General features: G+C 60.5%; 16 protein-coding genes. 13 read left to right on the top strand and 3 right to left on the bottom strand.

Annotated elements, in window-relative coordinates; translation table 11 throughout:
- Positions 1-162 precede the first annotated feature (162 nt).
- From ACQK2L_RS05440 to ACQK2L_RS05410, 7 genes are all read left to right on the top strand, one after another.
- A complete protein-coding gene (locus ACQK2L_RS05440; RefSeq protein ID WP_425397420.1) occupies positions 163-681 on the top strand; it encodes a sigma-70 family RNA polymerase sigma factor in 519 nt (172 codons plus the stop codon).
- A gap of 182 nt (positions 682-863) precedes the next feature.
- Complete coding sequence (locus ACQK2L_RS05435; protein ID WP_425395915.1) at positions 864-2,531, top strand: FecR domain-containing protein; 1,668 nt, start codon at positions 864-866, stop codon at positions 2,529-2,531.
- 31 nt (positions 2,532-2,562) lie between these two features.
- Entirely contained in the window at positions 2,563-3,588 is a 1,026-nt protein-coding gene (locus ACQK2L_RS05430; RefSeq protein WP_425397419.1) for a DUF1559 domain-containing protein, read from the top strand.
- Between the two features lie 28 nt (positions 3,589-3,616).
- Positions 3,617-4,063 carry a hypothetical protein gene (locus ACQK2L_RS05425; protein WP_425395914.1) on the top strand — a complete coding sequence of 149 codons (447 nt, stop codon included), beginning with the start codon at positions 3,617-3,619 and terminating at the stop codon, positions 4,061-4,063.
- 87 nt (positions 4,064-4,150) lie between these two features.
- Positions 4,151-8,335 (top strand): PEP-CTERM sorting domain-containing protein, encoded by a 4,185-nt coding sequence (locus ACQK2L_RS05420; protein ID WP_425395913.1) that lies wholly within the window; start codon positions 4,151-4,153, stop codon positions 8,333-8,335.
- 75 nt (positions 8,336-8,410) lie between these two features.
- Positions 8,411-9,307, top strand: coding sequence for a PEP-CTERM sorting domain-containing protein (locus ACQK2L_RS05415; RefSeq protein WP_425395912.1), 897 nt, complete (start codon positions 8,411-8,413; stop codon positions 9,305-9,307).
- Positions 9,308-9,463: 156 nt separating this feature from the next.
- Positions 9,464-11,026, top strand: a complete 1,563-nt coding sequence (locus ACQK2L_RS05410; RefSeq protein ID WP_425395911.1) for a lyase family protein — start codon at positions 9,464-9,466, stop codon at positions 11,024-11,026.
- Between the two features lie 105 nt (positions 11,027-11,131).
- Here the strand turns inward: ACQK2L_RS05410 and ACQK2L_RS05405 are convergent, their stop codons facing one another.
- Entirely contained in the window at positions 11,132-12,322 is a 1,191-nt protein-coding gene (locus ACQK2L_RS05405; RefSeq protein WP_425395910.1) for a DUF1570 domain-containing protein, read from the bottom strand.
- Positions 12,323-12,433: 111 nt separating this feature from the next.
- On the opposite strand from ACQK2L_RS05405, the gene ACQK2L_RS05400 reads away from it, so the two are divergent.
- Together ACQK2L_RS05400 and ACQK2L_RS05395 are read left to right on the top strand one after the other, a co-directional pair.
- Positions 12,434-13,666 carry an LL-diaminopimelate aminotransferase gene (locus tag ACQK2L_RS05400; RefSeq protein ID WP_425395909.1) on the top strand — a complete coding sequence of 411 codons (1,233 nt, stop codon included), beginning with the start codon at positions 12,434-12,436 and terminating at the stop codon, positions 13,664-13,666.
- 21 nt (positions 13,667-13,687) lie between these two features.
- On the top strand, positions 13,688-14,584 hold the full coding sequence (locus ACQK2L_RS05395; protein WP_425395908.1) for a sulfotransferase family protein: 897 nt from the start codon (positions 13,688-13,690) through the stop codon (positions 14,582-14,584).
- Here the strand turns inward: ACQK2L_RS05395 and ACQK2L_RS05390 are convergent, their stop codons facing one another.
- Entirely contained in the window at positions 14,585-15,259 is a 675-nt protein-coding gene (locus ACQK2L_RS05390; RefSeq protein WP_425395907.1) for an ABC transporter ATP-binding protein, read from the bottom strand.
- Positions 15,260-15,572: 313 nt separating this feature from the next.
- Between ACQK2L_RS05390 and ACQK2L_RS05385 the strand changes: the two genes are divergently transcribed.
- Positions 15,573-15,782 carry a hypothetical protein gene (locus tag ACQK2L_RS05385; protein WP_425395906.1) on the top strand — a complete coding sequence of 70 codons (210 nt, stop codon included), beginning with the start codon at positions 15,573-15,575 and terminating at the stop codon, positions 15,780-15,782.
- Positions 15,783-15,831: 49 nt separating this feature from the next.
- Here ACQK2L_RS05385 and der read toward each other — a convergent pair whose 3' ends face one another.
- The gene (der, locus tag ACQK2L_RS05380) at positions 15,832-17,199 is read right to left on the bottom strand and encodes a ribosome biogenesis GTPase Der (protein ID WP_425395905.1); all 1,368 of its coding nucleotides are present in this window, start codon (positions 17,197-17,199) and stop codon (positions 15,832-15,834) included.
- A gap of 198 nt (positions 17,200-17,397) precedes the next feature.
- Between der and ACQK2L_RS05375 the strand changes: the two genes are divergently transcribed.
- From ACQK2L_RS05375 to ACQK2L_RS05365, 3 genes are all read left to right on the top strand, one after another.
- Positions 17,398-18,237, top strand: coding sequence for a uracil-DNA glycosylase (locus ACQK2L_RS05375; RefSeq protein ID WP_425395904.1), 840 nt, complete (start codon positions 17,398-17,400; stop codon positions 18,235-18,237).
- Between the two features lie 663 nt (positions 18,238-18,900).
- Positions 18,901-20,253: a HEAT repeat domain-containing protein gene (locus ACQK2L_RS05370; protein ID WP_425395903.1), complete on the top strand. Its 1,353-nt coding sequence runs from the start codon at positions 18,901-18,903 to the stop codon at positions 20,251-20,253.
- 121 nt (positions 20,254-20,374) lie between these two features.
- Positions 20,375-20,815: a hypothetical protein gene (locus ACQK2L_RS05365; protein WP_425395902.1), complete on the top strand. Its 441-nt coding sequence runs from the start codon at positions 20,375-20,377 to the stop codon at positions 20,813-20,815.
- Positions 20,816-20,834 lie beyond the last annotated feature (19 nt).

Here is a 20,834-nt window from a genome sequence, read left to right as displayed (position 1 = left end):
ACCGCACGCCATTCGGGCCTTCGAAGCCGCTTTTGTAGTTTTTTGTAACGTGGCAAACCGGTCTGGCTATAAACAGTCTGGGGATCAAGAGACGTTTGTAGACAATCGGGGTCGCAATACCGCTGGAGCGGTGCTGACTTGAGGAGGCGGGCTGAAGTGAGCATGGAATCGCAGACTCCAAGTGAAGAATTCATCCGACAGCTTACGGCCCACCAAGCCCGGCTGTATGGGCTGATTCTGTCGCTTCTCCCCGATGCGCATGCGGCCAAAGACATCCTGCAGGACACCAACGTTGTGCTCTGGCGCAAATGCTCGGACTTCGAGCTGGGCACAAACTTTGGTTCATGGGCTGCAACCGTGGCCTATTACCAGGTTGCGGCCTATCGCAAATCACGTGGAAGAGATCGGCACTATTTTGATGACGACCTGCTGACCACCATTTGCAGTGAAGCGGAACAGAGATTTCAAAACTCCGATGAGCGAGAGATCGCCCTCGACTCTTGCCTCCAGCGACTGGGCGAGAGCGAACGCGACTTGCTACGCAAGCGATACACAGAAGGCTATTCCGTTGCCGACCTGGCGGAACAAATAGGCAAGACCGCCAGCGCAACTCGAGTTGCACTATTTCGCCTACGACATCTTCTCCTGGAATGTATCGAAACCAAAACGAGTTCCTCCTAGTGCTTTAACCATTCGACATTGGGCAACACACGCGCGCCATGGCGCGCAGAGGATCTAGCACTGACCAAACACGAGTGCCCTGACGCACTTGAGTTTTAGGATTGACAAAGCACTTGCGAGGGAAGGAACGACGTTCGCCTCGCTCTTGCTGCCATACGGCTGTCGCAGATTGGACCTAACGCATGCACTGCTCTAAAGAGCTTCGAGAACTACTATTGTCCGTAGTCGACCCGGACGGCGACGAGGTCGATCGCGCGCGCCTGGCCGAATTGCTTCGGTCGGACCCAGAGGCTCGGGCGTACTACCTGGAGTACATGAATGTCCACGCTCAATTGGAGAAGGCTCACGCATTGAGTCTATCCATGCCGGACGATCTATTCGACGACGGCGGGTGGGACACGCCGCAGACCATCCATGAGCAACCCCGCGCACCAAAACAACGCCCGCGTCAGGACTCGCCCAAGTGGTACTCGCGCCTGGGATTTCTCTCCGGCGCGGCCGTTGCTGCTTGCGCGGCGGGCTTGTTATTCGCGATCAGCACGTGGTTTGAGAATGACGGCGACCTACGTCAGGCAGCGTTGCCGAAGCATGCCGTGTACGAAACTCACAACGCGGCTCGCGTTGTGCGCCTGACCGAGTGCAAGTGGAAAGGCAATCCGTTGACCGTGAACGACTACGTTCTTCCTGGTCGCAGCGTCGATCTGGACCACGGCGTTGCCGAGTTGCAACTGGCCGACGGCGCGACCGTGCTGCTGGAAGGGCCGACGAGTTTCGTGGTCGAAACGTCCGATACGGCCTACCTCAAGAGCGGGCACATCACCTGCAGTGTGCTTTCGCACCTCGATGGTTTTACCGTGCGCACTCCCTTGGCAACCATCGTGAACCTGGGCGCCGAGTTTGGCGTGACGGTCAACCCCGATGGCACGACCGAAGCCCACGTTACCGAAGGCATGGTTGGATTCCAACCAAACAAAGACGACGACGCGGCCGAAGTGCTCATGCTGTCCAAGGCCGAAGGCGCCACGCTTCGCAAGACCAGCGAGCTGAAGCCCCAGTTAGTTCAATTCCGCCCCACCAAGGCAGGCCGATACGCCGAGATTGAGACGATTCTTAAGGCCCATCCTTCCAGTGGATTGGTTCGCTCCCATGATCAGGGCATGCTGTTTGGCGGCTATCGTGGACCTACCGCAACGGGAACGCGTCGCATCGGGACGAGCACCTACGCGATTCCCGAACGTCACGGCGAGTCGGGACCGATTGGGTTGGCCAATGTCTTGCTCTTCCGACTTCCGGAGGTGGCCGATCCTCGCAGCATTTCCGAAGTTCAGCTCGAATTCACTTATAGCGACCTGCTCGGTAATCCGGGGTATTGTGTCGACCTATACGGGCTCGGCTATTTCAATCTGCGTTCACCTCGCCGCGATTGGTACTACGCCGGGGAGCGCGATCCCAAAGGAGCGGTCGACTACGGCATGCATGGCGCAGCACCAGTGGAACTGCTCTCCGACGAACTATTGACTCCCGACTCGGAACCGGGTCGCGTGATGTTCGGAGGAGAGACGATGTTGAAATTTTTCCGATCCCTCTATCGCAATGGCGCCCAGGCAGGCGACGTTGTTGTCTTCCGGCTTTCGCCTAACCAGTCCTTGGAAGGCGAAGAAGCTGCCACCGGATATCGCGTAGTGCATCCACCAGCCATCCCGGAAAGCACATCCGAACAGGACCTACCCGTCCTTCGCATTCTGACTTCGGTACGCGACTTGGGGGTTGCCTCTCCCAGGCCGTCGTTACCGAAGCCGTCCCCCCAACCCAAGCACATTTCGTTGATGGAGCATAACCTTGCATACTAAACCACTCACACGGTATTGCCTGTGCAGCTCCGTGAGCGCTACGCGGATTCCATCGAGCCGTCACCACCACTGTACAGCAACTGCTCGCCGCGGGTTCACGCTAGTGGAGCTGCTGGTGGTCATTGCTATTATCGGCATCCTAGTGGGGCTGCTCTTGCCCGCAGTGCAGGCCGCCCGCGAAGCGGCCCGCCGGACACAATGCACCAACAATCTGAAGAACATCGTTCTGGCGATGATCAACTACGAGAATAGCCAGCAGGAGTTTCCCGCCGGTCGTTACAGTTGCGATGCTTCCTCGGTGTCCGATTGCAATCACCTTTCCGATCAGCAGCGGGTAGGTCCCAGCGCGTTTGTGGCGGTGCTTCCGCAGCTCGAGCAACAGCAACTGTTCGACCAGTTCAGCCAAGACGATTTTAATGGTGGTCCCTGGGTCACCGACACCTCTGGCGATACGCAGTGGATTCCGCGTTATGAAGATGCGATCGCCGCTCGGCCCGACGTTTTTGTTTGCCCCAGCGACGACGCCGAACCCTGCTGCCAGACCATGCCAGGTAACATCGTTGTCGGCCGCTCGCATTTTCTGCGAAACTCCCGTGGCGCCCAGGATTGTGCCGCGACCGGCAACTACGCTCTGTGCTTCGGCACGCACTCGCCTGCCATTGCCAATTGGTCGTCGAAAGTCAGCGCCAACGGAGCGTTTATCTACGTTCGTCAGCTAAAGATCAGGCAGTTCACCGATGGTCTCTCCAACACGCTCTTCGTTGGCGAGGGAATCGAAACGTCCACGCACGCCGGGGCGCTCGTGTGGAGCTTGGGATACCGCCACAGTTCGCTAAGAACGTCGGCCAATCCCATTAACACGCCTCCGGGCACGCTGGACGTCAACAGCGCTTACCCACCCGGGCTACTGAATGGTGCGTTTCAGAGCAAGCACCCTGGCGGAGCACTGTTCGCCTACGGCGATGGACATGTTGCACTGCTTGGCGAGTCGATTTCGCAGCGCACCTACGATGCGCTGATGACCCGCGCCGGGGCCGATTTACCCGATAACGAATAACAACCAACACCAACGTAACCGATTGACCATGAATCGATTCTTCAGCTTAACGAACCTCGCCTGCGGGCTGGTCGTGTTGACCATTCCCTTGCTGGGATGCGGCGATGGACGTCCGACGCGAGTTCCGATTTCGGGGCAAGTGCTCATCGATGGCAAACCACTCCCTCAGGCCTTCGTGAAGTTTGTTCCGGAGGAAGGGCGCGCGGCGGGAGGCAACACGGACAGCGACGGGCGTTTTACGCTCACCTGTTACGAGGCGGGTGACGGAGCATCCATTGGCCTCCATAAGGTGTCGGTCCGCGCTACCGACGCGGTGAGCAACGTGGCCATCCGCTGGCGTGCTCCGAAGAAGTACCAAGATATCGAAACATCGGAAATCGAGGTCGAAGTCTCTGAACCACGGGACGACTTGCTCATCGAACTCACATGGGACGGTGGAAAGCCATTTGTTGAAAAGGATCCCCGAGCGCTTTAAATGCAGTCAACAGATGAGCTGCCAAGTCTCTTATCTAACAGCCTATATCTCGAACATCTCTCCTGAACCAACCTCACAGTGATCACCATGACCAAACTCGTTGCACGTGCCGGACTTTGTCTGCTTTGTTTCGTAGGATTCGCTGCGCCCAGTCAGGCGGTAGTCGAAGGGATTACAGGAGTTACCTATGTGGCGGACCCGATCGACGGGTTGATCGTCAACACCGCGGTCATCACTTCGTTCACCACCAGCCAAGGCACGGTCAACACCCTTTCGCACGCCGTATCGGCCACGGGCAACTTCCAGCGGTCGGACGTCGGCTCGGACGTGCGAAACTTGTGGGCGCGAGACGGCGCGGAGATCGATGGCGTCCAGTCCATCTTGAATCTCGACATCTCAACGGGCGTCTTGAATGCTGGCGACAACACCGACCCCGAGCGGATGATCGACGTCGGTAACACCGGCGGCCTTACGGCGAACTTCATGTTCGAGCAGGCGATCAACTCGGGCGCGGCGGGGCTGGCCAACGATTTCTTCATCTTCGAAAACGGCGGCAACGACACAGTCGATATCGTGCCACTCAATGCCGCTGGGCTGCCGATTGGTGACTTCTCGCTCACGATTAACGACACCGACTGGGGATTGCTGCCCGAGAGCTGGTCGCGCGTGGCGGAGGATGTGGTTCCGTTGACGGTTAGCATCGGCGGCGTAGCGTTCGAGCTGAGCGACTTCACCGGCACCGGCACCCTCACGGGTGTTCACGGTCTCTCCATTGCTGGCGGTGCCGGGCTCGATCCCTTGGTGGTTGGCGTGAACAACGCCCTGGCGCCGGCTCCCAGGCCGACCCTGACGGTCAATCGACTGACCGGCGAAGCGGTGCTGAGCAACGAAGGAACCGTTCCGCTCGACCTGTTGGGCTACGAGTTGACCTCCGAGTTCGGCGCGCTTAACCCCGCCAACTGGCTCTCGATTGCCGACGAGTACGACGCCACCAGCGGCGGCGAAGTCGATACCGACGATGAATGGTCCGAGTTGTCGGTCGCTATCGATCGCGACGACATTGCAGAGTTCGCCTTTGGCGGACCGGGCAACGCGGGCGACGGCGGCGTGCTGATGCCCGGGCAGAGCATCGCACTGAGCACCGCCAACGGCCTGTGGTTCCCCACGTTCAACGAGGAACTCACCGGCTTGGTCGCCCGAACAGACGGAACCAAACTGCCCGTGACGATCCTGTTCACTGGCAACGGCGACGCACCGCTGATGCGCAGCGATCTGGACAGCGACGGCGACATCGACGCCGCCGATTGGCAGATCGTCAACTCCAATTACCGAGCGAACTTGGACGACTTGAGCCTCGCCGAGGCTTACTTGGCGGGTGACGTCACCGGCGATGGCGTGAACGACCTGAACGACTTCCTGCTCTTCGTTTCCGACTTCGACGCCTTCAACGGCAACGGCGCTTTCCAAGCGATGCTTGCCGGATCCGCCGTACCAGAACCTTCGAGCGTCGCCCTGGTCCTACTAGCAGGTACCTTGATCGGCCTGCGACGCATGCGGGCGATCGCTATTCCCGCCATTCTTGGTGTGCTCGCCTTGGGATTCGCCAACCGCTCCGATGCGGTGATCATTGCCCAAGAGAACTTCGAGTCGTACACGGCGGTGGAAGGCGATCCGGGTCCCGATTTTGGCGAGAGCGGCGAGAACGGACCCGGCGGCTGGACCAGCGCTTGGGAGGAGCACGACAACCCGATCAGCTCCTACGTGCGCAGCGACTTGCTGCCTGGTTACGGGCAGGGACTGGAGATCGCCAACCGGCAAAGTTCGGACTCGAACATCCTCACGCGGCAGTTTACCGCGCAGACCGATGACTTCTATGTCGGTTTCAGCATGCGGACCACGATGGATCAGCCGGATGGCAACAATCACACGCTGGTTTACTTCAGCGATGCCACAACGGACGACGCCAACGATGGCTACGGCGGCGGCACCGTGCGAAATTCGAGCCCCGCCGGACCCGGCTTCTTCTTCACCCGCCAGGGCGACAACACGACGCACACGATCAGCACGAACCAACAGATTTACGGTGAAGTGTACGACGTGGTGTTCAAGTTCTCCAAGAGCGGCGGGGCCACAGATCCGTTCGAGCAGATCGATATGTGGATCAACCAGGCGACGGAGGGGACTCCCGATATCACCTCCAATTCCGGCAACGCGTCACTGGCTGAACTTTCTACGTTCCATGTGTGGTTCGATCCGCGCAACATGAGCGCACCCGACCAAGGTCAATTGGCGCTCGACAACCTGGTTGTCGCCACGACCTACGACGAAGCGTTGTCGCTCGTTAATGGTGCGAATCCCATATTTAACCTCAATGCGCTGGTCAACTCCACCACCGGCGAGGTCACGCTCAAGAACCAGACTGACGGAGCCATCACCTTTAAGGGCTACGAATTGGTGAGCGATGCAGTCGACACGCTGGATGCCAGCGGATTGACGAGTCTGGCTAGCCAAAGTGGTATCCATCCATTGATCAACCCTGTGGATGGAGATGACCCCGGCAGCACCCCTGGCGACAGTGCTGGCGAAGCCTGGACCGTATCGGGCACCCCCGACAACTTCGCCATCGCCGAGCAGTTCCTGCTGGGCAGCACGACTCTGGGGGTGGGCGAGTCGGTGAGCCTGGGACAGATCTACGACACCTCGGTCGGCGGCGATCTTTCGGGTAGCTATATCGAAGATGGCGTACTGAAGTCGCTCGACATCGACTTCCTCACGCCAACGGGTCTGCCCGGCGACTTCAATGACGATGGCGTGGTGAACCTCGCCGACTATACGGTGTGGCGAAACAACCTGGGTGGTTCCGAAACGGCCCTCAACGGCAACGGCGATGACACGGGTGGCAGCACTGGTGTGGTGGACGGCGCTGACTATGCGTTGTGGAAGAGCAACTTCGGCAACACCGCCGGCGCAGCCGCGGTGGCACAGACCAACGTGCCCGAACCTGCTTCGGCACTGCTGTTGGTGCTGGGAGCCGTGGCATTGGCCCTCTACCGCCGGGCCCCGCAAGCTTGCCTTTGCCGCGCCACGAAGCTTGGCCTGTTGTTGCTCGCAGCGATGGTCGTCATGCAATCTTCTCAAGCCTTGACCACCGTTCGCCAATATACGATGGGCGACAATGCAGACGAGAACAGTGCCGACAATGGCCCCGTAAGCAGCGTGCATGGCGAACCGTTCGACGTGCTGGACAATATCGATTCCGATGGCGAGTTTCAGGACTTGGACGACGCGACGGGAGCGATCTACCACCAGATCACCTCGGGTGACGTGACTGCTGGGCACCCCGGTGCAGTGGGTTCGTTTGCCATTGAGCTAGCTGGCGACGACGACATGATGTTCACCACGTCGCTCAACTCCGCTGGAGACAGCGTTAGCCAGGGGCTTCAGATGTGGGTGCTTCCCCATGCAGCAGGTATCGGCGCGCGGCAGTCGATCGTGTTCGATACCAGCAACGCCGGTGGGCCCGCCATCACTGCAAGTGGGTTCTGGTCGCAGTCGCATAGTGGACATGCCGCCGACAACGACATCAGCGGCGCCGTTCCCGTGGTCGCCGACACGTGGCACCATGTGGCGCAACACATCTATCTGCGATCGGATGTGGACTCGCCTCAGTTGGTGCGGAATTCAGGTGGATGGCTGGCGACTACCAGTGTGGTTTATGTCAACGGCATCGCCACTTCGGCTAACAACGACACCACCGATACCGTGGCCGGCGAGTTTATCGTCGGTGCATCGGGTACGGCGCTCGAGCCGGTCAACTTCTTCGACGGCATCGTCGATGAGCTAGAAGTCTACACCAGCGAACCCAACGAGTTTGATCTGTTCACCGACAACGACTATATCGCCGGGGTGTTGATACCTGGTCTTCCAGGCGGAACGTTGTTGCCGGGCGACGCGAACCTCGATGGTTCGGTCGACGCGACGGACGCCTCGCACTTCATTAGCAACTGGCGCCGCGAGAAGGTGTTGGAAGGTGCGCACAACTCGATCTATGTGGGCGACTGGGAGACGCGCGGTTGGGGCGACTTGGATCTCAACGGTCGCGTCGACATCGACGACGCCATTATTTTGAATGCGGAACTTGTCGCGGCCGGGGCCGGAGCACTCAACTTCGCCGCCCTCACCGGCGGTGCTACTGTCCCTGAACCGACCACCGCGGTGCTTGCCATCGCTGGCTTGGCCATCGCCTTGGTTATGCACCAAAACCGCAGCTAACCCCGATCAATCAACGGAAGCAGAATAGGCACTTGTAAGTCACTAACCTTGTCCGTCAACTGAGAGGTAGAGCTAATGTCTTTTGTGAAGCTATCTACATCGCGCCTTGCGATCATCGCTTGCGGGTTGCTCGCCGCAGCCATCTGCACGTCGCAGGCCACCGCGGCAATCATTGCCCAAGAAGATTTCCAATCGTACACAGCCGTCGTCGGAGATCCCGGACCCGACTTTGGCGAGAGTGGCGAGAACGGCCCCGGCGGTTGGACGAGTGCCTGGGAAGAACACGACAACCCAATTAGCTCCTATGTTCGCAGCAACCTGCTGCCCGGCTATGGCAAGGGACTCGAAATCGACAATCGAGACAGCTCCGATTCGAACATCTTGACCCGCCAATTCACAGCTCAAGACGACGACTTCTATGTCGGCTTCACCATGCGGACCACGATGGACCAACCGGATGGCAACAACCACACGCTGATCTACTTCAGCGACGCGACAACCGATGACGCCAACGATGGCTACGGCGCCGGAACCGCGCGAAATACAAGCCCGAACGGACCAGGTTTCTTCTTCACTCGCCAGGGCAACAACACGACGCATACGATCAGCACGAATCAGCAGGTCTACGGCGATCTGTACGACTTGGTACTTAAGTTCTCCAAGAGTGGTGGCGCCGCGGATCCGTTTGACCAGATCGACGTATGGATTAACCAGGGAACCGAGGGTGCGCCCGACATCACTTCCACTGCGGGCACTGCGGCCCTCGCCGAACTCTCCACGTTCCATGTCTGGTTCGATCCACGCAATATGGATCCGCCAGAGCGTGGTCGCTTGGCGCTCGACAACCTGGTGGTCGCTACCACCTATGACGAAGCTCGGACGCTGATCAACAATCCCGTCCCCGAGCCATCGTCCCTCATGTTGGTTGGCATCGGCGTGGCATTGCTCGCCTGCCGCTACCGACGCAGTTAACCAATTTCCTCTCCAAGGGGCACACGTCGAAGCGGGCAGCGCGACGTGTGTCCCGGGGGAGGATCCCTATCCCATTCAGAAACGAAACCCCACCTCGAGACTACCCCTCCCACCTTCCTCGCACGCGACGCCTGTCGCACCTACTGGAGTCCCCACATGCTTCGATTCGCACTGATTAAAAGAATAGCACTTTGCATAGGCCTAACGACAGCGCTCGGCGTCGTGCTCGCCGACACCGGTGCGGATGATGGCGCGACTTCGGTATCGCCCGAACTCGAAAAGTACCGCAAGCGGACCGACCATTTCCGTCATGCAATTGGCTATCCTCCCACTAGCAAGCGATGGGAACGTGGCAAGGATGCGAGTCACGCCCAAGCGTGGGCCGAAACCGACCGCGCTTGGAGTGTGATGCTCTATCGCCAGGGCATCATCGATCACGAAACCGCTGCGAAGTTGCTCTCCGGCATCCGCAATATGAAGAACGGCGGAGAGGCACAGGTACTCAAAGCCGTGGGTGGCGACAGCGACGTCGCCAGCGCTTCGATCATCGGCCGCACCCGCCAGGAACCGATGTGCCGCATGGTGGTTCGAGACAAGCAACTCGACGTGATGGGCCGGATGCTCAAGACGATGGACGCCTGCCTGGTGGTTGGCGACAAGCACGCAGAAACCGTGATGAACGGGCAAACGCACATGGCCGATGCCCAGCCCACCACCTACGGCGCTTACCAGGTGGCCGTGTTCGATGGCCTGCAGCGTGGCTTCGAGCAGATGGAACTCGCCTACTCGCACACCAACAAGTCGTCCGTTGGTTGCGGTGCGCTCTCCGGTTCCGGCTGGCCGATCGACCGCATGAAGGTGGCAGACCTGCTGGGATTCGATGGCATTGTCGAACCCAGCTACGATTGCGAAGCGGGGCAGGACCACGCGCTCACGACCCTGTTCGCCTTGACCAACATCACGAACTTGATGAGTCGAACCGCGATGGACCACTACATCTGGATGATGGATGGAAACATGTGGTTCGTCCTGCCTGGGGGCTACCAGCAGCCCAGTTCGATGATGCCTCAGAAGGAAAGCGTGGGCTGTGTGTGGGAACACATGCAGATCAAGGCTGCCGAAGTGGGTGGGCTCGCCACGCGAGGTATGCTCGCCTGCCATAACCAGCCATTCCAGGATCAACTCCCCATCTACGTGGCCTGGAAGTCGGTGAACTCGGCCGCCAAGTCGACCGAGCACTCGCTTTCGATCTATGGCAACGCCATTCAAGACATTCAGCCCCAGGAAGAGCTGCTGCTGAAGTTGGCGAGCGAGTCGTACTCGTGCGCCGCGGACGTGAAGGTGGTCCTGACCCGCGACTACGGCTACGGTCTTCGCCACGCCCACCGTGTTGTGGCGACGTTCTTCCGCTTGGCCAAGGAACGTGGTATCCCGGCCAACCGAGCCACCGGCGCTTTGCTGGACGAAGCGGCTGAGTTCCTTGGCGAAGAAGGTCCGCACATGCCGGACCAGGAGCTGCGCGACCTGCTGGACCCGGTGAAGTTTCTCGAGCGGCACACCAACCCGGGCGACCCCAATCCCGACGAAACGCGTCGCATGGTGCAGGTTCGTCGCGAACGGTTAGCCGAGATGCAAGCACGTCATGACGAGCGCCAAGAGAAGATCAAGGACGCCCACCAGCGCTTGCTTGCTGAGATCGACGAGATCACCGGCAACTGAGCGAACCTGCCAAGGCACACGTGACTATCCCCGACCCCCGAGTGGTTGAGCCCCAAAGTAATCGGGCTCACCACGAGGGGGATTTTTTGCTGCTATGGTTACGCTTCAGTTCACCCGCCCCATCCGCTTCACGAATTCCCTGTCCAACTTCTCGATATCCCCGAAGTGCTCGCGGAATTCTTCAATCCGCGTCTCGGGCGATACCGGGATGAGGGGTTTCTTTTTGGCTTGGGCTTTGACGTAGGCGACGTACTCGTCGGGGTGGTAGCGAATGAGGAAGTAGTTGAGCGCCCAGGCGTCGGCGTAGGCGTCGGCGGCGGTGCGGGCGTCGCGGAAGCGTTTGTCGTCGGCGATCATCGATAGCAAACTTGCGCGTCGCGGGGTGTACAGATTCTTCTTGAACGTCGACAGGCGGAGGTGGTTCACTTTGCCAATGCCGCGCCAGCCGCGGGTGCTCGACAGGTCGGGCGCTTCGAAGTACACGGCCATGCCTTCGACCAGCCACAGCGGCAACTCGGCCAGCCGTTGTTGCAGGCCACAGTTGAACGCGATCTGATGCGTCGCTTCGTGCACCACCGTGGCCACCAAGGGAATGGCGGCCGGCTGCGCGAGCATGCGGTTGATGTCGCGGAGCGACCCGCGCCCTCCGTTGGCGCCGCGCAGTGCCTCGGAGCCGGTAAGGTCGTACATATTCACGCGATTGGTGGTCAGACTGTAGTAGCCGATGATACTGCCAGCGGCGGTGCCGAGTTCGTCGGCGCTGGCCGCGCGGTACTGATCGGCCGAAGCGTAGATCACCACGACCAGCGGAAACTCGGGCTCGTGGATCTCGACGCCCTGGTTCTCCCAGTAGTTGGTGAACGCGCGGTGCAGACGCTCCAGCAGCGAGCTGGTCCACTGGGCGTAGGCGCGGCTCGTGTTGTAGCACACCACGTAGTGCGGCGTAGTGTGCGTGTTGAATCCCTCGGGTAGCTCGCTGAGCACCCGCTGGGCCAGTTGGTCGGGCGTAAGTGGCGTAAAAGGAGCCTCGAGTCGTTCGCGCGACACCACCATGGCTGCTTCGACCAGGTGCTGCACGCCGTCGGGCGTCTGAACCATCACTCCGCCGTCGGTGTCCTCGGCCAGGATGCGGCCGGTGATGGAGCGCTCGGCCCCGCCGTCGCGATAGTGGACCACTTCCACCGGGGCGGGCGTGGGCTCGTCGGCCCGCACAGCGGCCGCGCCAGCGAGCAAGAGGGCCAGAACCGCGGCCAGGCGGCGTGGGCGCTCGAATTGTCGCTGGTGGGCGTGGATCAACGCAAAGGTCCCGGGGTGGCGGCGTGTTGACGATCGTGTGCGCGTCTTGTTCTATTGTAGCTCACCACCCGTTTACTGTCCCGATCGATATTTGCAGGCAAAAACACGACAATGAGCGACCCCTACTTTCAGCAGCTTTTTGCGGACCGCATCGGCGGAGCCAACTACGGCAAAGGCACCGCCATCTACAAGTTCGAGAAGATCAAGCGAGCCAAACGCCAGGCGCTGGCCGACCATCCCGATCGCAAGCTGCTGGACTTCGGCATCGGCGAGAACGACGCCATGGCGCCCGAGGGCGTTCGCCAGGTGATGGCCGCCGAGATCAACAAGCCGGAGAACCGGGGCTACGCCGACAACGGCATTGCCGAATTCAAAGAGGCCGCCGCGCGATTCATGCAGCGAGAGTTCGGCGTGGAACTCGACCCTGCGACCGAGATCAACCACGCGATTGGCTCGAAGCCGGCCTACGCCATGCTGCCGGCTGTGTTCATCAACCCAGGCGACATCACGCTGATGACCGTGCCGGGTTACCCGGTCGCCGGGACGCACACCACTTACTATGGCGGTATCGTGCACAAGCTGCCGCTGTTGGCCGAGAACGACTTCCTGCCGGACCTCGACGGCATCTCGCCCGACATCCTGGCCAAGGCGAAGCTGCTGGTGATCAACTATCCCAACAGCCCGACCGGCAAGACGGCGACGCGTGCGTTCTACGAAAAGGTGGTGGAGTTCGCCAAGACGAACAACATTGTTGTCGTGCAGGATGCGGCCCACTCGATGTTGTCGTTCGACCAGGAGCCAACCAGTTTCCTGAGCGTACCCGGCGCGAAGGAGGTGGGCGTCGAGGTGCATTCGATGTCGAAGGGCTTCGACATGATCGGTTGGCGAATGGGCTGGGTGTGTGGGCATCCGCTGCTTGTGCAGGCGTTTGCCGACGTGAAGGACAACAGCGACTCGGGCCAGTTTATCGCGGTGCAGAAGGCGGCCGCTGCGGCGCTGGACGATCCGGAAATACCGAAACAAATCCGCGAAAAGTACCGTCGCCGCATGGAAAAGCTGGTTGCCGTGCTCAGCAGGTGCGGTTTCGATTGCAAAATGCCCGGCGGGACCTATTTTCTCTATACGCCCTCGCCCAAGGGTCTGGCCGACGGAACCACGTTCGAAAACGCCGAAGCGGCCAGTCAGTACCTGATTCGCGAGCAGTCGATTTGCACGGTGCCGTGGGACGACGCTGGGCCGTTCCTGCGATTCAGTGTGACCTACGTCGCGGATGACGAAGCGGCCGAGGACGCCCTGATGGCGGAGACCGAATCGCGGCTTAGCAAGATCAGCCCGGTGTTTTAGCGTAACCAATCGACGCGCCCGATGACCGACGAACAACTTCTCACCCGACCGATCGTGATCCTGGGAGCCCCGCGGTCGGGCACGACGTTGTTGAGTCAGTTGCTGAAGTTTCATCCGCAGGTTTACCTGGCGAACGAACCGCGGATTCTCTGGAAGTACGGCAACGACAGCAAGTCCGACGCCCTGCAGCCGAGCGATGCGCGGCCCGAGGTGGTGAGCCACATTCGTGGTGAGTTCGCCAGTCAAATCCGCGCGGCCGGCCGCGAGCGGCTCGTGGAAAAAACACCGAGCAACAGCCTGCGGGTGGGCTTTGTCGATCGAGTGCTGCCCGACGCCATCTACATTCACATCATGCGCGAAGGCACCGAGTCGGTCCTCTCGATTCGCAAGTTCTGGGAGCAACACGCAACCGGCGTGGGCGGCACCACGCGGCGGCAGATCATGCGGCGCGTCAAAGAGATCAAGCTGCGGCAGGTCCCTTACTACGCGGGCGAGTTCACACGGCGAATGATGTCGAAGGTGGTGCCCAGCAACAAGCCGCGCGGCGTGTGGGGACCGCGCCTGCCGGGCATCCAGGAGATGGTCCGCGATCTCGACCCGCTGGAGGTCGCCGCCTGGCAGTGGCGGATGTGCGTGGAGCACGTGTGCCGCGTCGGTCGCACGCTGCCGCCGGAGCGATACACGGAGAGCCGCCTGGAAGAGTTCGACGAGGCGGAGTTCGAACGGCTGTTGGCATTCTGTCAATTGGAGTCGACTCCGGAAGTTAAAGAAGGTTTCGCCAGCAAGTTCCAGGCACGCCCCGCGCAAGCTCGCAGCGACGCGGCCGAGTCGGACGAAGTAAAGCTGGTGCGGGAGTTGATCGCACCGACGACCACGTGGCTCGCTTCGCTCGAACCCTTGGCCCGCCACCGGCAGTAGTCAGCGCGGTTTCTTCTTTACTCGCTCGGCCTCGAGGTCCGTCCTCAAGACCTTTCCATCCTCCAGCACAAACCGCACGCTGGCTAGCGTCTCGGCTTCGCTGCTGTTGTGAGTAACGTGCAGCGTAGTAGTCTCGCTGGCCGTATGCACTTCGCGCAACAGTTCGATCATCTGCGCGCGGGTTTGCTCGTCGAGCGCCGCCAAGGGTTCGTCCAGTAGCAACACCGACGGCCGGGCGGCGAGCGCGCGGCCCAGCGCAACGCGCTGCTGTTCGCCACCGCTGAGCCCAGTCGCTCGGCGGTCCAGTAGGTGCGTGATCGAAAGTCGCTCAGCCAGTTCGTCGGTCCGCGCGCGGATCTCCGCGCTCGGGCGCCTGGCCACCGAGAGGGCGAAGCCCAGGTTGTCGCGAACCGTCATCCGAGGAAAAACGGCGCCTTCCTGGGGAACATATCCAACTTGGCGATCGGCGGGACGAAGTACTGTGACGTCGCGGCCCGCCAGTCGCACCGCGCCGCTGGTGATCGCTCGCAGGCCACAGATGGCCTCGAGCAGTGTAGTTTTCCCGCTACCAGTGCGGCCCATCAGCACCGCATACGCCCCGGCAGGCACCTCCAGCGAGACCTCCGCCAGGCGGAACTCGGAAGTCGTCACACAGAGGTCTTGGCATTCGATCATGGGAGGCGTGTCGCGGAAGTCCGTCATTTTGGCCAGCCGACGCAATGCTAGCAATCGCTGCACGAATGGATAAGGGAACAATGCCTTCGAAAGCGCTACCCCCGCATCCCTGCTTATCTCCACTATCTGCTTTCCCTACTTTGCTAGCAGTACCAGCAAAGGGGAGATTCTGGAGCAAGCCGATCTTGCGTAATCCATGGCGAGCCGCTGTAATGCACGGAATCTAATCGGAACTCTCCTCTTTCGGCGGATCGGGCGAACCAACACGCCGATGTAGTTAGGCACAGGAAGGCCTAAGGTTAAGACATATCAAATGGGTATCAAATCGCAACACAACGCCGGTAGCTCGTGGAAGCAGCTCGTCTTTTATGGCGAGGTGGTAGGCTTTGTATTGGCGTGGGTCGTCGGCGGAGTGCTGCTGGCTCGCAGTGCCTCCAGCGAAAACAACCTGGCCAACACCAGCGGCCTGGACAACTACGCCGAAGTCGGACTCACCGAACTTCCCGGCAAAGATCTCGAGTAGCCGCGAGCCAAGTCACCGTGAGCCGAACTCGGCCCCGGCACTCGTACTCTTACACGTCGGCCAGTGCTTCGCTGTCGACATCGTCGCGCGTATCGCTCTCGCTCCGGCGACGCAGGTACAGCTTGATCGGCACTTCGTCGAACTCCAGATGATCGCGGAACTGATTCAACAGATACCGCTGATACGTGGCGTCGATCGCCGCCGGTTGGCTGCAGAACAGCACGATGGTCGGCGGTTGGGTTCCCACCTGCGTAGCGTAATAAATCTTGGGTCGGCGGTTCTTGTATAGCGGCGGCGCTTTGCGCTTCACTGCCTCGCGTAGCATGCGATTCAGCTCGCCGGTGCCGACGCGCAACCGAGCTTGCTTAAACAGCATCTGCGCGTGGTTCAACAACGCTTTGACGTTCTTACCCGTTTGCGCGGTGATGAACGCGATCGGCGCGTAGCGCACCGTGCGATAGGTGTCGTGCAGGTAGTTCACCCACTTCTCGGTGGGCATGCTGCCGGCCAGTTGGTCCCACTTGTTCACCACCAGGATCACCGGCTTGTACTGCCCGACGATGTAGTCGCACAGTTGTTTGTCGACCTTGCCAATCCGCTCGGTGCAATCGTGGAACAACAGCACCACGTCCGCCCGACGTATCGATCGCTGCGCGCGATGGGTGCCGTAGAAGTCGATGTCCTTCTGGCTCTTGCCTTTTCGCAAGCCCGGCGTGTCGATGGCGGTGAACGCCTTGCCGTCGAGTTCGAACCGCACGTCGACACTGTCGCGCGTGGTGCCGGGCACTTCGCTCACGATCATTCGCTCGGCTTTGGCCAGCGTGTTCACAAACGTGCTCTTGCCCACGTTCCGCCGACCGACGATGGCCACTTTCATCTCGGGTTCGGCGTCGGCTGTTTCCGAATCCTCGCCGTCGTGTTCGGGCAGCGTGTCGATGATGCGGTTGAGCAGTATTCCGCGGTTGCGGTTTTGTAGCGTGCTCACTTTGATCGGTGCGCCGAAGCCGAGTCGATGGAACTCCTCGGCCGACGCATCCAGCGACTCCGCGTCGGCTTTGTTCGCCAGGCACACCACCGGCACCTTCACCAGCCGCAGCCGCTTGGCCACTTCCTGGTCCATGGGCAACAGGCCGCTGCGGGTGTCGAGTACCAGCAGGATCAGGTCGGCCGATTCGATGGCCATTGTGATCTGATCCTCGATATGCTTCGTCAGATTGTCGGCGTCGTTGAAGCCCATACCGCCAGTGTCGACCAGCTCGAAGAACTTGTCCTCGTGGCACATCAGGTGCGTCAGGCGGTCGCGGGTGATGCCGGGCTGATTGTCCACGATGGCAATCTTGGTCCCCGCCAGCCAGTTAAACAGGCTGCTCTTGCCCACGTTGGGGCGACCGACGATGGCGATTTGTGGAACAGGCATGATGGCTGGACGTTCGGGGTGCCTTGGGGAAGGCCGCGACCATGCGCATCTTCCGAAATTCAATAGGGCGGCGAGTGCACTCTTCTCGCCGGGCGATCGAGGGGGTTGCTCATCCTGCGAACATCCCTCACCGTATTGTAATTGCCTCGCCGACGCAGGGCAGCCCCCAAGATAGCCTAAATCGCTAGCGAAAGTGCCGTGTCGCCCACCGATCCCGCCAAGCACCGTGCCGTCCTGGCCCGCCTCGAAAGCTTGCAGCTGGCAGGCGTGGAGCAATTGCCGCGCGGAGTGGCCCCTGCACCGGCCCCCGTAGCGGAGACCACGCCCACAGCCGCCGCCGACGTGCCTGTGGCCGAGTCGGCCCCGCCGCCGCCGCCAGCACCGCCAGCCGCCGCCAGCAGTGCCGAGCCGCCCATGCCTCGGGTAGCCAAGTCTTCCGCCCTGTTCGACGAACCTGCCGGCGGTGAGAAGGTCTCCACCGCTGCGACGCTCGAGGTGCTGCAAACCGAAGTCGCCGCCTGCACATTGTGCGACGAGTTGGCGACCACGCGAACGCAGACCGTGTTCGGAGTCGGCAATCCCAACGCCAAGCTCTGCTTCATGGGCGAAGCCCCCGGCGCCGACGAGGACCAGACCGGCATTCCGTTCGTGGGCCGCGCCGGGCAGCTGCTCACCAAGATCATCGAAGCCTGCCAGCTCACCCGCGACGAGGTGTACATCCTCAACGTGCTGAAGTGCCGCCCGCCGGGCAATCGCAACCCCACGCCCACGGAGTCGGCCCACTGCAAGCAATACCTGCGGCGGCAGCTCGAGCTGATCGACCCCGAGTACATCTGCTGCCTGGGCGCCGTGGCCGCCCAAAACCTGCTGGAGACCACCCAAACGATCGGCCGCCTCCGCGGGTCGGTACACCAATACCGCGGCATCAACGTCGTCTGCACCTACCACCCCGCCTACCTGCTGCGAAACCCATCGGCCAAAAAAGACTGCTGGGACGACATGAAAATGTTGATGAGCCTGATGGGCGTGGAGCTGTAAGGCTTGGGGTAGTAATCCATCATCACCCTCCCTCTGGGAGGGTCGCGACTGCATTTGTCGCGGGGAGGGTGAACCGCCAGCAAACGCCCAGCCACTGCTAACCCACGGTCCCTGAACCGTTTTGTCCCACCTGGTCCAAAACGCCAAATTGTCCATCTCCATAAGTCTTTACCTACCAGCGGCTTGCAAATTCGCCCACGTTGAGTAGTTCCCCGATTTTCATCCGTGGTACCAAAACTCCACCCACGGACGCCCCAGCTCGTCTACACAACTCTTTTCGCGACAACGAGTTACGAAGACCACCCTGCGGAACGGTCCACGGAGTTTTGTCCCTGGTGTGTTTACGGGAGGACAAAACCCAGCCCATGCCAAATCTCAACGCGCCCGCGCGCACCGTCCCCACCAACTGCGAAGCAGCCCTCTTCATTAGATCAAACGAGAGGGCGGAATCTACGGCGATCTTTTTACAGAGGCGATTTTCGGGGAAATGGATGTCGCGCCGATGCTTGGGGATGTAGCCCCAGAGTGGCGACGTACCGGCCATTAAACCGGTGAAACCGGTCAAAGCCGTTTCTGAAGAAATGGAACTTTGCCTGTTGTCGTGCATCCGCTCTATTATGGCGAGCACAAGGCGGTGAACTCAGTCAGCAGGGGAGGTAGGCCGTGCAGCGAAACGACAGGTTCCTTCGAGCGATTCTGTGCCTGGTGGCCATCCAGATCGGCAACTTGGCTGGGGACTGCCGCGCGGAAGACGATCCGCAGCTCACACTAGCCATCGAGCACCTGGAGGAGCTGGACCCATCGCAGCCCGAGGAGCGGCGCGAACTCATCGCGACTCTCAACGATTCCGAGCAGAGTGATTTGCTGCGTCGAACGGCGCTCAAGCGACTCGCAAGTACTGCCACCGACGACCAAGAGGTGCACGACGCGTTGATCGCCTTCGTGGAATCGGGCTATGGAGATTGGCACCTCCGCTCAGAGGCTCTTGGCAGTTTGCATCAGGCAGGCGTGCCCGCCTCGCGCGCGGTGCCAGTGCTGATCGTGGCGCTGGACGATCAGCAGTTTCGAGCAGGATGGAACAAGACTATTTACGTAACCATGACCGACATTACCGCGAGTCATTTGGCCGGTTACGGCGCCGAGGCCAAGGCGGCCATACCCAAACTTTTGGAGCATGATCAAAAAAACGCTTTGGGAGCTATCGATCCTTGGCAGTTCCCGTTGTATGCCCACGGCGAAGCTTCTGTGCTGCCGCTGGCGGGTGTGCTGGTGGACGATCCCGACGTAGAGCATCGCCGCACGGCTGCCAACCGCCTGTTGTACCATCGAAGTATCGCTCAGCCAGCCACCGATGCGTTGACCAAAGCGCTCGCGGATGCGGACGAGGAGGTGCGCGTCACCAGCGCCGCGACCTTAGTTCATCTAGGAGACCGTACCGAGGCGCTCGACACCTTTCTGTCGGCGATCAACAGCAGAGATGCGGAGCGTCGACTATTCGTAACGAAGTGGCTGATCCACTTCGATCCTCCAATCAAAGGCACGCAGGAAACCTTGCGGATGCTGCTCGAGGACGACGACGCCTGGGTACGGTGGCAGGCTGCGCAGTCGCTGAACCTCGCGGAAGTTTACGTTGCTATGCTCGAGGACGCTGATACTTCCACGCGCATCCGCGCAGCGCGTGAAGTGATCAAGACGAAGTCGCATGACGGTGAGGTCTTTGCGACGCTGCTTGAAATCGTCCGCACGACGGAAGGATCGGATCGTTTTCATGCGCTGGCTACGATGAAGTCGTTGCCGGAAGAGATTCGAGCGGCCGGCGCCCCCGTGTTCGTCACCCTGCTAAGCGACGACTCGCGTGGTTACGGCAGGGCTACTGCCTCGTACGCTGCAAGGTACCTGAGCAACGTCAAAGACCCTTCGCCCGAGCTTCGAGCGCAGGTCGAAGCGGCTGCCAAACAGTGGAAGAAGGCAAAATCCCCTCCCGCCCAGGTGCTGAAAGCCTGGGACGGCGAATGACGCGCGGCTGGCCGGCTGAAGTTGCAACGGAGTGCCACCTCCGAATCGTTGGGCGTGGCTGATGTCATCCGATTGAAACGAAGCTGGGTTCGCTTCAGTGTTCTCGTTGGCTTTTGATACGATGTATCCAATTTGGCAACTAAGTTGCACCACCACTCGCGTGTGGCAGATTCTCCGTCGGCGATGGTGGATGTTGGCGCTGCTTGTTCTCTTGCTGCTCGTATTGGCGCCCGTGCTGTGGCAGATGGTCCGCCCCCACTCCGACCTGGAGCAGCAGCTAGTTGGGACTTGGAAGTGGAAAAGCTACACTGATGAGGTGGTGACGATTACGCTCCATCCCAATCGCACGATTACCTGGGACGGCGAGTTCCTCGGAACGTGGTCCGCCTCGGGCGACACATTCGAAATGTGCGACCTGAACAACGTCGATGAGGTTCTCCGAGTGTTGTTCGCCGACGGTACGGTCACCTCCCGAGTCGTCGATGTCTCTGATTCCAGCCTGACCTTCACGCACGTAGCGAACGGGCAAACACTCGAGTGGCAGCGAGTCGATACCGACTGACCAATGGTGTCGAACCTGC

This window comes from Aeoliella sp. (genome assembly GCF_965227375.1).
In the GTDB taxonomy this organism is placed as follows: domain Bacteria; phylum Planctomycetota; class Planctomycetia; order Pirellulales; family Lacipirellulaceae; genus Aeoliella.
This window is presented reverse-complemented; position numbering and strand designations above follow the sequence as displayed.